The organism is Exiguobacterium sp. s166 (assembly GCF_018618855.1).
GTDB lineage: Bacteria > Bacillota > Bacilli > Exiguobacteriales > Exiguobacteriaceae > Exiguobacterium_A.
In genome coordinates this window covers 341,090-354,039 of the sequence record NZ_JACSMU010000002.1, presented here as the reverse complement: position 1 = coordinate 354,039, position 12,950 = coordinate 341,090, and the positions used below count along the sequence as shown (strand labels likewise).

Annotated in this window: 11 protein-coding genes; 3 read left to right on the top strand and 8 right to left on the bottom strand. The window is 47.9% G+C overall.

Annotated features, from left to right (window positions below):
• Nucleotides 1-43: 43 nt before the first annotated feature.
• From KNP93_RS06215 to KNP93_RS06205, 3 genes are all read left to right on the top strand, one after another.
• The gene (locus tag KNP93_RS06215; RefSeq protein ID WP_214853941.1) at nucleotides 44-577 is read left to right on the top strand and encodes a hypothetical protein; all 534 of its coding nucleotides are present in this window, start codon (nucleotides 44-46) and stop codon (nucleotides 575-577) included.
• A gap of 228 nt (nucleotides 578-805) precedes the next feature.
• On the top strand, nucleotides 806-3,385 hold the full coding sequence (locus tag KNP93_RS06210; protein ID WP_214853938.1) for a HAMP domain-containing sensor histidine kinase: 2,580 nt from the start codon (nucleotides 806-808) through the stop codon (nucleotides 3,383-3,385).
• Between the two features lie 209 nt (nucleotides 3,386-3,594).
• On the top strand, nucleotides 3,595-4,698 hold the full coding sequence (locus tag KNP93_RS06205) for an MFS transporter (RefSeq protein ID WP_214853935.1): 1,104 nt from the start codon (nucleotides 3,595-3,597) through the stop codon (nucleotides 4,696-4,698).
• Nucleotides 4,699-4,758: 60 nt separating this feature from the next.
• Here KNP93_RS06205 and KNP93_RS06200 read toward each other — a convergent pair whose 3' ends face one another.
• The 8 genes from KNP93_RS06200 to KNP93_RS06165 form a co-directional block, all read right to left on the bottom strand.
• Nucleotides 4,759-5,937, bottom strand: coding sequence for an MFS transporter (locus KNP93_RS06200; RefSeq protein ID WP_188005274.1), 1,179 nt, complete (start codon nucleotides 5,935-5,937; stop codon nucleotides 4,759-4,761).
• A 146-nt stretch (nucleotides 5,938-6,083) separates the two neighbouring features.
• Entirely contained in the window at nucleotides 6,084-7,214 is a 1,131-nt protein-coding gene (locus tag KNP93_RS06195) for an ABC transporter permease (RefSeq protein ID WP_214853932.1), read from the bottom strand.
• Nucleotides 7,214-7,915 carry an ABC transporter ATP-binding protein gene (locus tag KNP93_RS06190; RefSeq protein WP_131973152.1) on the bottom strand — a complete coding sequence of 234 codons (702 nt, stop codon included), beginning with the start codon at nucleotides 7,913-7,915 and terminating at the stop codon, nucleotides 7,214-7,216. Before KNP93_RS06190 ends, KNP93_RS06195 begins: the two co-directional genes overlap by 1 nt.
• A gap of 23 nt (nucleotides 7,916-7,938) precedes the next feature.
• Nucleotides 7,939-8,526 (bottom strand): MFS transporter, encoded by a 588-nt coding sequence (locus KNP93_RS06185; protein ID WP_188005276.1) that lies wholly within the window; start codon nucleotides 8,524-8,526, stop codon nucleotides 7,939-7,941.
• A 10-nt stretch (nucleotides 8,527-8,536) separates the two neighbouring features.
• The gene (locus tag KNP93_RS06180) at nucleotides 8,537-9,964 is read right to left on the bottom strand and encodes an FAD-binding oxidoreductase (RefSeq protein ID WP_188005277.1); all 1,428 of its coding nucleotides are present in this window, start codon (nucleotides 9,962-9,964) and stop codon (nucleotides 8,537-8,539) included.
• The gene (locus KNP93_RS06175; RefSeq protein WP_188005278.1) at nucleotides 9,961-10,992 is read right to left on the bottom strand and encodes an ABC transporter permease; all 1,032 of its coding nucleotides are present in this window, start codon (nucleotides 10,990-10,992) and stop codon (nucleotides 9,961-9,963) included. Before KNP93_RS06175 ends, KNP93_RS06180 begins: the two co-directional genes overlap by 4 nt.
• A complete protein-coding gene (locus KNP93_RS06170) occupies nucleotides 10,989-11,855 on the bottom strand; it encodes an ABC transporter permease subunit (RefSeq protein ID WP_188005279.1) in 867 nt (288 codons plus the stop codon). Before KNP93_RS06170 ends, KNP93_RS06175 begins: the two co-directional genes overlap by 4 nt.
• A 23-nt stretch (nucleotides 11,856-11,878) precedes the next feature.
• Nucleotides 11,879-12,946, bottom strand: a complete 1,068-nt coding sequence (locus KNP93_RS06165) for a DUF58 domain-containing protein (protein WP_188005280.1) — start codon at nucleotides 12,944-12,946, stop codon at nucleotides 11,879-11,881.
• Between the last annotated feature and the right edge of the window lie 4 nt (nucleotides 12,947-12,950).

Here is a 12,950-nt window from a genome sequence, read left to right as displayed (position 1 = left end):
TGTTGCGTAAAAGTAACTATCACACGAAACGAGGAGGGTTTGTATGTCGTTATCAGGAATCGCTTCATTGCTTAACGGCAACCGACTGTTGCTGTACATCGAAGGTGACGGCTTTTTTTCCGGAATGCCGGTTTTTATGATGCTTTTTTTTGGGATCATCGTATGTATTTTCGTAATCGGTCTGTTTTCGATGATCACACAGGGGGCCTCGACACACAGTCTGACCCAGTCGCTTCGTCACCACGCGTCGGAACTCGTGACACCATCGCAAGACGGTGCCGAACGATATCTTGACTATCTCCGTTCGTTGCCGTCGTTTCCAGTCGAAAAAACGAATCTGGAGCCGTTCCGGTTGGCGAAAGGAATTGCATCGTTGATTCATCAGACGGATCAAGTGCAGGCGACGACGAAACAAGCTGTTTCGGCCCAATATGCGTGGCTTGGCATTTTGGACGGGGATCCACTTGCAGATGAAGAACCTGTCCGGCGTCATTCGAGTACGCATCATCATCATGATCATCATCAGATGTATGTCAATCAACAAAATACAGAGATTACGAACCATTCTAATTTTTAAATGGCTGTCCGTTCCGTCTATCGGAGCGGGCTTTTTTTGTAAAAATCTCCAAATGAACGAAATTTTCTCCTGTTTTGTGACATCTGTTTGTAACATACAACCGTTTAGATTAAAGTTAGATGAAAAGTGGTCTTTTTTGAGCATATTTAGTGGTTTTGCTTAAAAAAGCTTTAGAATGAGGTTTAGAAACGATTAATTTAAGTTTTTACAGTAGAGGGGGATGAATAGATGAAGTCATGGCTTAATCGAACGATTGGACGCCAAATTATGTCTGCCTTCTATATGATTATATTGACACTCGTGCTGACCTCAGCCGGCGTTTATTTTTATACGAAAAGTCAGGTTCAGACATCACGTCAGGAACTGCTGACATTAAACGATCATCGGACACGCGCGACGAACTTATATGAATCATGGCAAAGTCTTCAGTATGAAATGCGCGGATTCGTCTTATTAGGCGATGAAGCAATGCTGGAAGAAATTGAACGTAAAAAAACGAACATCAATCAACAAACAACGTGGTTTGAGAAAAATGCCCGTTTTAAAGAAGAAAAACAGTATGCAAAAGATGCCCGATCGCTTTATACGGCGTATACGCAACGCGTCATGCCGAGTCTGACGAACTACGTCGCTGCTAAAAAAGACGGGGACGTAACCGAACCGTTCTTGCAGATGGCAACGCTCGGAAAAGTCACGAAAGCACCGACACTCGATCCAAAACGGAAGTTCAATATCAAAACGAAAAGTGCAGCGGATATGAGTTCAAGCATCGTCGATATGGAAACAGTATTCACGAAGTACCGCAACTCATTAAACAAACAAGAGCTCGCGGCGCAAGAAAATCTGGGAAAACAGGTTAACGCTTCACAGGTGCTGGGGTTCATTAATTTGGCTGTTCTCCTGCTGATCATTGCGTTGCTTGTCCGTCCATTTGTCTCGCGTTTGACCGGACAATTGCGTCAGTTGAATCGGGAAAGCAGCCGTCTCGCACAAGGCGAGGATGCGACACCAATCAAAGTTGTGAATCCACAGGATGAAGTCGGTGAATTAACGACAACTTTCAATCAGATGGCAGCATCGATTTCTTCCCAAAAGATGCAACTCGTTTCAAGTAACGATGAGTTGCAAAGTCAGCAGGAAGAACTCGTCGCCCAACAGGAAGAATTACAGATGCAGCAAGAAGAACTCGAGGAAGCACTTGATATTACATTGCGGAACGAAACCCATCTGCGATACCGCAATGAATTGACGGAAACACTCGCTTCCCGTGAAACATTGACGGCTTACCCCGCAATCATTGAAAAATTAATTACGATCACCGATGCCGAGCTTGGTGCCATCGTCTTCCTTGACGACGACCGTTATACGGATATCGTGTCGTACGGGATGACACCGGATCAGGAACATCAGTTGTTACACTCTTCGATTTCGTTACTTGAACGGGCACGGATGCACAAACATGCCGTCCGTTCGACGAAACAAGTGACGAGTGATCATCCGCTGCCTTACCCGTACAGCATGTATGAAACGGTGGTTCCTGTCATGGATCTGTCGACTAACACGATGATTGCCAGCATTTATCTAGTCCGTTATCGGGATCAGTTCAATGAAGATCAAACGGAAGAAATCTGGTCGTTCTCGCGTCAACTGGCCTTGTCATTGCTTCGGATGCGGGTCTTTGATGAGATTGAGCGGGAACGCGAGAAAACATCGAAACTGTTGCATTCGATCCGTGAAGCTGTCATTTATATCGAAGGCGACAAGATTTTTGCCAATAAACCATTGCTTGCTTTGTTCCATCATCCGTCTCACGATCAATTTGATGAGGGATTGATGACGCTCGATGTCAAGATTGAAGAATTGGCCGTCCAGGTCGATCAACATGAAGCGTTCCTCGAATATATGAGTCGGGTCTGTCGTCATGAGATTCCGACTGAAGGCTTGTCCTTATCCTTAAACAAAGAGGAACGGTTCGTTCAAGTGTACACGGAAGGAATTCAGTACGGCGGCCGTTTCCGCGGAACGATGCTCGTACTGCGGGATGTGACGATTGAGACCGGTATCGACCGGATGAAGTCGGAGTTCGTCTCGACGGTGTCTCATGAGTTGCGGACGCCGCTTGCGTCAATCTTCGGGTATACCGAGCTGATGCTGGCGAAAGACTTACCGGTCGATCGTCAACAGCGGTATTTGACGACGATTCATTCGGAGACACAGCGTCTGACGAGTCTCGTCAACGACTTCCTGGATGTTCAGCGGATGGAATCGAGTCAGCAACACTATCAGTTCGAAAAACTCGATCTTGGAAACTTGATTCAGGAAGTCGCGGAATTTCATGCCGGTTCAACGAGCAACCATCAACTGACGCTTGAAACCGGGGATCAGCCGCTTCGTTGGATTGAAGCGGACGAACCGAAAATGCGGCAGTTGTTTGGGAATTTAATTAATAATGCCATCAAGTATTCACCGGATGGCGGGGAGATTGAGCTTAAGCTCGAAGCATTGGATGACCGGTTACGGATTCAGGTTATCGATGAAGGAATCGGGATTCCGCAACACGCATTGCCTGAACTGTTTAGTAAATTTTACCGGGTCGATAATTCAGACAGTCGGAAAATTGGCGGTACCGGTCTCGGCCTCGCGATTTGTCAGGAAATCGTCCGTGCCCACGAGGGTTTGATCCATGTGGAATCAACAGAAGGACGCGGCTCGATCTTTACGATCGAATTGCCGTTCGTGCAGGTGAGTTCACTTGAAACAATTACTGGAACGGAACTCTCGCCTTCTACAGAAGACCGCAGAAAATAACAGAGCTGAAAACAGAAGAAGACAATGGATGCATCATCCGTCGTCTTCTTTTTTTGTATGCTGATTCGGGTCAAACAGAAACGGGAAAAGAAATGTAACATGTTACAGGATGCTATCAAGAAAAGGGGGAATCGGTCATGAACAACGCTCGGCCGCCTTGTTAAGTTCGACTTCGCCGGAATATCCGTCTGCTGTACCTGATTCGCTTTTTGACAGCCTGTCTGCCCGCGTATGTCATCGAGCGCTTGTTTTGGGAACAACGTGGAATGACGGTGGAGGACGTCGTGTATGCTGAAATCGTATTTGCGTTGACGATGGTTGTTCTCGAAGTGCCGTTTGGTCTGGTCGCTGACCGGTTGGGACGAAAAATCAGCTTCGTAACGGGTGTGCTGTTTGAAACATTATCGTTTTGGATATTGCTTCAGGCATATGAACTGTCGTCCTTTTTACTTGCCATGGTGCTGGCCGGAATCGGAAGTGCTGCTGTCAGCGGAGCGGAAGAGGCCTTGATTTACGAAACGATGAAGCAACTTTTACAAAAGGAACGTTTTGAGAAAACGATTAGCCGTCTGAATGCGACAAGTCTTGCAGCAGCCGGTGTTGCAGCGCTGATTGGAGCTTGGCTTGCGACATCGTATGAGCTGACAGTGCATTATGAACTCTCTCTTGGCTGTTTGATGCTGGCTTTCTTCGCCAGTTGCCTGTTGATTGAACCGGACACGTCCGGACGAACAGTGGTTCCTGTTACGCGTCGCGACCGGTGTCGGTGGCAGGTATTTCCTTCTTTTGCCCGGATTACGTTGCTCAGCATTTCATTTGGTACGACGATCACTTTCTTGGATGAGTTTTGGCAATTGTATGTCCGGGATCGAGAAATTGCGGTCTCCTGGTTTGGCACGATTTTGATTGGACTGATGGTTGCCCAAGCACTCGGTAATCTTTTGCCGAAACCGAACCGTCCGTTTGTTCCTCTCAGCGTTCTCTTGCTCGTGTATGCTGGCGGATTCATATTACTTTCCCTGATCGATAGTCCATGGTCGGTGCTTGTCTTATTTGGTTTGTTTCTAATTTATGGCTGGTCCGAACCGGTCCTGACAACGTGGTTGCAGGGCAATTTGACAGATGACTCGCGGGCGACAGGGAGCTCGATGGTCTCGATGCTTGAGAGCCTTGTGACAATCGGCGTTGGACTGGGTTTCGGACAAATTAGTCAAGACGCCGGTCTCGACGGAGCCTATTTCTATCTCGGACTCGTCTGTGGAGCAATCGGGGCAGGACTCTTGATACGATATCGAAAAAGTCGAAATGTGTAAGGAAAAAGAAGTATTTCCGGTATGAAGTCCGGAAATACTTCTTTTTGGTTATGTCTTGTCTTATGAAACATGCTGTTTATCCTGCACTGAAACAGTATGGCGCAAACGTCGGGCGGAAGAGAACATCAGCAGGGCGACCGCGGCCGCAATCCAGTAGACCGTCTCGATGCTTAACCGGTCTGCAAGCAGTCCGAATAACAAACTGCCGAGACAAAAGCTGAGCGTATATACTGTTTGTTGCATGCTGTAGACATACGGCAAACGGGCGGAAGGCGTCGCTTCCTGTAAACGTGTATTGAGCTCGATTGCCCGTAGTTGGCTCGAGGCCCCTTGCAACACACAGGCGACAATCGCAAAGACCACATGCGGTGCGAACGCAAACAAGACGGTTGCTCCGACCGATAATGCGACACTAAGCGTTAACAGGGAGGCGGACTTGGTCCGGCGGAGCATGTAATAACTACCACCGATCATGCTGAGCAGATAAAACGCATTTAAGATGCCCCACCAGCTGTCAGACACATGAAGATGCGTGTCGATATAGACGAGGAACAACGCTGAAATCCAAGCCGTACTGGCAAAGGCATCGATGCCGAGCAACGTTGTATTCAAGCGGGCCGGCTCAGTCGTCCACGTATAGCGGAAGCTAGAGCGGAACGACGGTGTTTCCTGCGTTTCTTGGACAGGATCCGCGAGTTCACGGACTTGATGACGAAACAGAGCAGTCCAGATGCTCGCTAGGACAAACAGGAAAAACGAAATCGTCAGGACCAGATCGGCAGAACCGAGACTGACAAAAATCGCGCCAAGCGGCCACATGACGAGTTGGACGACTTGATTTGTTCCCTGGACCAGACTGTTAGCTTTTTGAAGGTTGTCTGTGATCCGCGGCAGGAAAGCACTCTCAAGCGGCCGGGCAAACCCGTCGAGAAAGGCAATCCAGACGACGCATCCTAACAGATAACCGAACGGTAAATCAAGAAACACAATCAGACCGAGGCTGATCGTTTTTAAAAGCTGACTGTATAACAAGAGCGAAGCATGACGAAACCGTCTTGCGACATCGGCAAAGAAAAATCCACTGAGCGTCATGCCTGCCGTCACGGCAACCGGGAATAGGGCGGCAGTACTTGCTTGTCCGGTCTGAGCGTACAGGGTAGCAATGAGAGCGACGATGTAGAGCGCGTCTCCCGCATTTGCTACCCACTGGCTGACCAGTAAAGTTGTAAATCGGTTCATCTATAAAACCTCCACATCGTTCGTATTTAGTTAGTGGGTAGGTAATCTAGATGGATTTACATTGGTCGGCCTCATTTCGCTTTTTTTTGATTGTATAAGGAAAAAAATGGATTGTCAATGGAGTCCGGGAAATGAAGTCGATGTTCTTAGACCGGGCGTTGTTTTTTGAGAGCCCGCATATTGAGTGCGACGAACAGGAGGACAAAACCTGCCAATACGACAAGATCGAGCCAAATGTCTTGAAGCCCGTAGCCCCGAGTCATGATATTTTGCAGAGCATGCGCGGCATAAGTCAATGGCATCAACCGGTTAATGATTTCGACCCATACGGGCGCATCACCCAAATCAAACAACCCGCTGAAGAAAATCTGGGGCACGATTGCTAACGGAATGAACTGGATCAGTTGAAATTCAGTCCGGGAAAAACTCGACAGCAGTAAACCAAGCGACAAGGCGACACTTGCCGTCAGGAGATTGACGAACAAAAGTAAGAAGTAGTTTCCCTGTTGCGTCACGTCAAGCACGTTGACGATGAATAACTGAATAAGAATCGTCTGGATCGTGACGAATAAAAAGAAACCGACAAAATAACCGAAGACGATACTCGAGCGTTTGAGCGGCGTCGCAAGCGTCCGTTCGAGTGTACCGCTCGACCGCTCCCGTAAAAAGCTGACACCGGCAATGATGAAGACAAATAGGAAGATGAAAAACCCCATCAAGGCAGGAGCGATTTGATCAAATAATTCAGCATCCGGATTGCCGTATAAAAATTGGATGTCGGGTTTGGTAAGAGTGGGTGATGCAGGCTGCGGCGTATCGAATGTTTGATTCGTTAATTGCGTCAATTGTTGTTGCAACTGTTGAACGGTTGCCGAGAGTTTCGTGTTGGCTGTGAGTGCTTGTTTTCCTTGAATCGTGATCAAGGTTTCTTGAATGAGTTGGAGCGCTGCGGCGTTTTTTGAAATGTCGCCGCCTTCAATTAAAATTTTCGGCTGATTCTTTTGAAAGGTGATCAAGCCATCAATCTGTCGATCCTTCATGGCAGTGATACCAGCCGCTTTGCTTGAAAAGGTGCGGATGTCTGTTTTGGTTTTCAGTATATCTTGAAAGGTCACCGGTAAATCGACCGTACCGATTGTCACATCGTCCGAGCTCGAACCGAGAATCGTCGACAGTAAGAACAGAACAAATAAGGGAGCGAGAAACATCATGGCAATCGTCCGTTTATCCCGAAAAATTTGTGAAATGACACGTTCCGCTACCGTCAGAATTTGCATTATACTCGCTCCTTTTGAATGAAAGCTTCATCGATGGAACCAAAACGTTGAATCAAATCATTGGGGGTACCGGCTTCGATTAGACGACCATGTTGGATCAACAATAACCGGTCGCACCGCTCAGCTTCATCCATGACATGTGTCGTGACGAGTACCGTTACACCGGACTGGCGCAGTTGTTCAAACTCATGCCAAAATGTTTTCTTAAGCGCGGGATCAATCCCGACCGTCGGTTCATCGAGCAACAGAAGACTCGGTTCGTGGATCAAGGCGATGGCCAGACTGAGTCGTCGTTTCATTCCACCGGAAAATTGATGGATCGGACGATCGGCATCTTTCTTCAAATCGACGAATTCAAGGACGGTTTCGATACGTGCTCGAAGACGTGCTTTTTTTAAACCGTATAGTTTTCCGAAATATCGCAGATTTCCGCGCGCCGTTAAGTCTTCATAAAGCGCATCCGACTGTGCCATGTAGCCGATGTTCTCCGCTTGGGCGAGCGAGGGTTGTTTGGTGCCGAGAACCATGATCGTCCCGGTCGTTGGTTGTTGCAGACCAATCAACGACTTGATTAAAGTCGTTTTTCCGGAACCGCTCGGACCAATTAAACCGACAATTTCACCTTGACCAATTGAAAACTGGACATCGCTCAAGACCGTGCGTTTCCCGAACGTTTGGGAGTAATGGGTTACGTCAATCATACGATCACATCCCTTCTACTTCTTTATACCCGCTTCGACACCCGATGATGAATCTTCCGTATGTTTTTTCCTGAACGTGGACGGTCCCACAGTAAACGCAACGTTACATAAAAATAGACGGCAGAGATGATGTAAAACAGACTGCCGATCGTTAAAAAATCAATCAGATAACCGGCAGCTATGATTCCAAGTGCCGACCATAAGGACGTCTTGAAATGATAGCGGCCGATTGTCCGGCCAACCGTCGTTAAGGCAAGTTCCTGCCGGGCAAGGATTGTTTTTTCCGTGTTCTTTTGCAACGCACCAAGTATCCCCATGATGATTTGAATCAGGTAGACGTGACTGATGGACGTCACAATCGGTACGTACAATAAAACCAGTGCCATGCCAAACGTGTGGGTGACAAGCAATGAGCGGTCGCCGAACCGGTCACTCAGGCGGCCGATTCCGAGGTAAGCGAACGCTGAAGTCAGCGTGAAGAGACCGTAGGCAAGACCGAACTGGGCATAGGAATCTCCAATTTGCCGGACAAGCAATAAATAAAACGGGAAAATGATACTGCTGCTCATTAAAATCATGCTTTGAATACGAACAAAAAGTGAATAGTTCATCATCGTCTCCTTACTTAAAATAGTCGAGATAAAATTGGTTCATGAAAAGGCCATCGGGATCCTGCTTTTGTTTGGCTTCTTTAAAAGTAGCAGCATTCGGATAGGCGTCATGGAACTGCTTGCGTGTTGCGAACGGATAGTACGGCAGGTAGTAACTGCCCTGATGTGCGAGTGTCGCATCAATCAACTTTTGGACAATCCGTTTCGTTTCGTTGATTGATATCGGATCCGTTTCCGTATTGATCAGCCAGACGAGGGCAAACATATCCTGTTTCGCATAGGACAAGGCAGCTGTTTCATCCTGCTCGACATACCGGATCGTGATATTCAAGACATTCAGTTCCTCGGCTGTCAAAATCGACCGCAATTGATCGATGTAGGAAACAAACGAATCAACCGGCACGAAGTATTCCTGGAGTAATTCGGTTCGACCGGGACTCGTATATTCCATAAACGCACTGTCGGAACGCATGACATTGTTACGGGATTCGAACGTTCCACTCTGCTTCAGGAAATACGATTTCTGAAATGACCAAAGCTGATTTTTTCCGAAGTCGCTGTACCGGGAGATGCCGAGTAATGCTTTCGGCAAAGCGATGATGGTTTCTTGCTTGAGCGGTTCCTCTTCAATCGGAGTTGTCCGCTCTGTTTTACGATAGTTCGTGACATACATGTCTTTGAAAAATCCGTCCGGCGCGACAGAAATACGTCCGATGTGCATACGGACGTCATCGTCACCGAGGACATGTTGCCGGAAATAAGCCGGATAATCCTGATAATTCAAGGCGACAGTCTGCTCGGCGTACCATTCATCGTTTGTCAGTTTCAAAGTAACGTTCAAAATGATACCGAAGAGACCATATCCGCCGGGGACCAGGCGGAATAAATCCGCATGTTCCGTCCGGCTGACGTTGACGACGGAACCGTCCGCTTGCAACAGCCGAAACGAATCGACCGTATCAAGCAGGGAACCGTAACGGATATCCCGGCCGTGGACATTGACGCTGAGTGCGCCGCCTACTGTAAAGATATTCTGCGACTGCATGACTTGAATTGCTAGACCGTCCGGCTGAATCCGGTCTTGAATTTCACCCCAGGTGGCGCCGCTTTGGACGGTAATCCGTTTCGTTCTGGGAGTATAATCTAGAATCTGATCGTACTTGGTCATATCAAGGACTGTCGTGTCCGGCAGGTATGTCTGCCCGCCTTGACTGTGTTGCATACCGGCAATCGACACCGTCTCCTGGCGTTGTTTTGCTTGCTCAATCCAGGACTTCAGGTCATCCGTCGAAGTTGCCGACCGAATCTGTTTGACACGGGTCGGGAGTAAGTTCGACTGATCGGAACTGGTGAGGACCGGGTGTTGATAAGTCCAAATGGAAAAACTAAAAACCGTCACATAAATTACAATGACGGCACCAATGATTATTCGCTTCATATATCCTCCTGGGATTTGATTGAAATGTCGACCGGATCAAACGGGTGAAACAAATGGGCTGTCGCCGCTTCCGCTTCAGCGAGCAGAGTAGTTGAACTACTTATTTGCTGTCGGCGCAAGCGGTAAGCGCGCTCGAGGCGGCTGGTCAGTAAGTTGGCAAAGAACACGAGCAAAGCTAAAGCAATCGCCGGAACTAAAAACAGATGGTTGATCCACGAAACGGCTGAGAATTGCAGGAAATAGTAGCCGAACTGGGATGCCCATTCAAAAATGATCGGGGCCGCGCCACCTTCGAATAAGACGAGTGTTCCGCCAAAAAACAAGCCGAACAACGAGAGATGGATCAGGACCATTAATGTCTGAACGAACTGTTGCATGAAGACAATCGTTAGCGTCGGCAACAGATGCGGCCAAATATGTACCCGAAACTGATGTCCAGGACGTCCGCCGAGTGTGCGGGCGACAAGCATGAATTCTTGTGCAAGCAATTGCCGGGTCTCACCGATTAAATACAGCACCAATGCCGGTAAACCGAGTACCGTTAAGACACTGACTTCGAGGAAGACACGCGAGAACGCGGACGGAACCGAGGCGGGATCTATAAATAGGAAAGCCGGCAATAAAATAAACAAGGCGAGCAACGAAATCGGAATGATCAAGAAACCGTCCAGCAAAAGACGTAATGCCGTATACAGCCGTTTTCCCCGGAAAGCGAGCGGGACACCGATCAGCAAGGCGAGAACGATTCGGGCGAAGGCGACGCTGACACAAACACCAATCGTCCACTTGGCCCCTTCAATCATCACCTGAAACAAATCGTTTCCGGAACGGTCCGTCCCAAACCAACGATCCGTGGAGGGTTCGAGTGGTGAGGTGGCGATAAATGTTCCGTCTTTCGAATAGAGATTTTGAATTTGATCGACCTGTCCGTCACGAAACACGGCATTACCGAAACTGAGTAACAACAATGTTCCAAAGAACAACAGGCACATCCAAAAGATGAAGTCATATCTCAAAACACGTCTCATGAAATCTCTCCTTTCCACGAGCGGGGGATACAAAGTTCTGCCACCGTATCTAATATGAAAAAGGGCAGATAGATTAAAAGCAATAAAACAAGCAGTATCGAAAAATCCTGATTGATTAAGATAAAACGAAACAGTCCCTGGACGTTAAAAGTATACTCGATGACGACCAGACTCGAAAGAATCGTAATGATGTTCGTCCGGAAAAACAGATAAAAACGATAAAACAGATTTGGCATCAAATGTTGCCAAAACAGCCGGGACGAGTGGATACCTTTTGCGCGGGCCAACTCCAGGTAGCTTGCATGCTGTTCTTCCTGAATCCGACCGGTCAGCCATTTGATGAAGAAAAAAACGGTCGTTAAGGATAATGTCAAAATCGGCAGGAACCGGATTGAATCGCTAAATCCGCCGGCAATCTCGATTTGATCAAATCCGGTCGTCTTGAATAAAATGACGATGATGAATTGTGAAAAAATGATCCAAAATAAATCAGGAATCATTTCCAGGAGTCGGGCAGTTTGCGTCAAGACGGAACGGATTTTTGCTCCGGCCCGGTAAAATAAAAACGCATAAAGTAAAGCCGCAATCGATGAACAAAGCAGAGCGCTACTGAAGATGACGAGCGTCTCCTGAATGAACGGCTGAAGATCCGGAAGTAACAGTCTGTTTTCTCCAGCCGTTGCATTGTAATACGTTAATGGATGTGAAGACGTCAACAGACTGAGCTGTTGTTGCACTGCGTTGAAATACTTCGGGAAATCCGGTCGCATCTGAACAATCAGATGCGGTAAAGCACTGATGACGACCAGAACAAAGAAGGCGAACACGAGTTGAGTGGTTTTACGGATGAGAAATGACGGCATATTGTCCCTCCTGCAAGTACGGTTTAACCGATAGCTTGAATATGATCATTACCAATTTGAATCAATTGGCTATTTCGGTGTTTTCGACGTGTGACGTACCGTTCGAATTGACCGGTTGGAATATAGGTGTCCCGCGTCGACAGGGTCGATAACGTCAACAGGATTTGTTTCAGTTGAGGCTGCCCTTCCTGAAGCTTTAAATGGGTCATCCGGTTGTTTGCGTCGAGATGGTTTAAAAACAGTTCAACTTTACAGCCTTCTTTAATCAGCTCACTTGCGAGAAACGCTGTCTGATCAATGAACGTCTCAAAGTTCGTATGCAGTCCGTAACCGCTTGGTCCGGACAGATTCAAGGCGAGGCTGAACGTATCCTGATTGCTCGTCTCAAAGACCTTGGTCTGCAGACGGCCGGTCTTGGCTGTCGCATACCAGTCGATTTCTTTCGACGGCTCAGCCGTATACGGTTTTGCCCCCAGTTGAACGAGCTTATTTTTCAGTGGAGAGTACCGGTCGGCACGATCCCCGATCCGAAGCCGATGCAACAGGAGTGGTGTCGCCTGTGCCGTCAGCGAAGGTAAGACCGTGAAATGAGGAAATGCATCAAAGGTAAACAGATACACGCCCATCCGCCACGGCAGCCGGATTGTCAGGTTGAGTTCGTCAAAATGCGCCGGTCCCCGCCGCATCGCCTGAATCGGGATTTCAATTTGTTCGTCCGATCCGATGACGGCATGATACGTATGCGGGTGGAGCGGATCCATGTCAGGGAAAATGAGACCGTTATCCGTGTGCAGCCGAAGGGTGGTCTTCAGTCCTAATTTTTCAAGGGCTTCAAGACCGAACAGCTGCAAACGCAACGCAGTCGACTCCTGATTAAACATCAGCGGTTCGTAATGTTTCCATTCCAAGGCAACGTCGCGCTTCAATTGTTTTTCAGTCTGCCCGACAACGTAGTGAACGGTGGCGATTGCTGCGAATAAAAAACCGAGTAAGGACAATCCCGGGATGAATAAGAAAACGAACGTTAAAATGACATAAACGGAAAAGAGCCGGCGTTCCAGCCAAAATGGAACCGAACGTTCGATGTGCATGACA